The sequence below is a fragment of the Streptococcus sp. GMD5S genome, assembly GCF_000298715.2.
GTDB lineage: Bacteria > Bacillota > Bacilli > Lactobacillales > Streptococcaceae > Streptococcus.
This window is the reverse complement of record NZ_AJRG02000047.1, coordinates 1-1533: the sequence shown is the minus strand read 5'-3', so window position 1 is coordinate 1533 and position 1533 is coordinate 1. Positions and strand designations below refer to the sequence as shown.

At 28.6% G+C, this 1533-nt stretch carries 1 protein-coding gene and 1 pseudogene; both read right to left on the bottom strand.

The features are described from left to right. Window positions 1-268: pseudogene (gene comE / locus GMD5S_RS0209670) on the bottom strand (competence system response regulator transcription factor ComE); the annotation flags it as partial. Continuing rightward, window positions 265-1533: GHKL domain-containing protein (locus GMD5S_RS0209665; protein WP_016893880.1), on the bottom strand; the 1269-nt coding region annotated here is incomplete at its 5' end. The pseudogene comE and the gene GMD5S_RS0209665, both read right to left, overlap by 4 nt.

Sequence of the window (1533 nt, the reverse complement as noted above, 5' to 3'; positions counted from 1 at the left end):
GACTAGTAATAAAGACAATAATAGCATAAGGATTGTGATGACGGATAAACTGAGCCACTTCAAAGCCTTTTTTCTCGATTCCATGAATATCGATATCTAGGAAATAAAGCTGGTTTACTTCATCATTTTCGATATATTCCTTAAACTCACGAACTTTTCCTGTTGTCTTATATGAAATAGGAATATTCGATTCTTCCGAGATTTCATTCAATATTCTCTCTAGTCTCACTTGATGTTCAATAACATCTTCTAAAATTAATACTTTCATTCGAATTCCCTCTTAAATCTAATAATTTGTCTAAATGTGTTGTCTTCCATCTCTGTTTCTAAAATAATGTTGTCATACTTATCTAAAATCTCTTTAACATTATTAAGTCCTAAACCTCTATTTCTTCCCTTGGTAGAGAAACCTAAGGCAAATAGATCCTCTGAAGGCGTCATAGTGATTTTGCATGAATTCTGGATAACTATAACTGTTTCAAAATCCATTTTAATGACTGCAACTTCCATTTGTTTCAAATAACTATCTGCAGCCCCTTCAACAGCATTGTTTAATAAAATGCTCATTATACGAACAAGATCAAGTAAATCTATTGACAGTCTAGTAATGATATCCTTTACTTCCAATGTAAACTCTACATCATTTTTTCGTGCATAGACAATCGATTGAGCAATTAAACTTCGTAAAGCAGAATCTTCTATATTATTTAAATCAAAGTAAGTATATTTTTCTGACCTCAATTTCTGATTTGCTTTTACTAGGACTTCATTGTAAACCCTGTTAATTTCTTGTAAATCTCCACTGTCAATCGCCATTTGCATGCTAACAAGCATCCCTGCATAGTCATGACGAAAACCTCGAATTTCATTATACAACTCCACAATTTCATCAGTATAAGTCTGTAAATGTTTTTGTTCAAATTTCTTTTGTTTTAGAGCAATCTCTTTTTCAATTTGAACCTTGTGAGAATTCATTGCAAAGAAAATCAATAACAAGCAAATAAAAACAATGGTTGATAAAATACTTCCGAAGCTATTTAAATGATGAGTTGTACTTACTATATCTGAAATAAACAATAAGATATGCAAACCAAAGAAAGCAACTATTACTTTTTTTAAAAAAGGATACAGATAATCTTTATCAAAATATTTAATATCCAGATGAAAATAACGAATTATTATTAGAATAGAAAAATAAGTCATCAACAATACTACGAAAAGAAATGTACTTTTATAGTGTAATACTACTTCATCTCCTGTTATAGAAGATAAGGTTACGGATATAAAAGTATGAGTACTGTGATATAATAAAGATAATAGTAAACTGATAAAAATAGCTTTGTATTTTTCAGACTTCTTTAACTTTCTTAAATAAAGGTACACAACCAAAGGAAATAAAAATTTAGACAAAGCAAAACTATTAGAAAATACTAGTGTAATAATTTCTTCAAGTATAAAAACTGAGATGCATGTATAACAGAAAAAAACAATTTGTTCTTTTCTATTTATTTTACAGATCCATTCATAAATTTT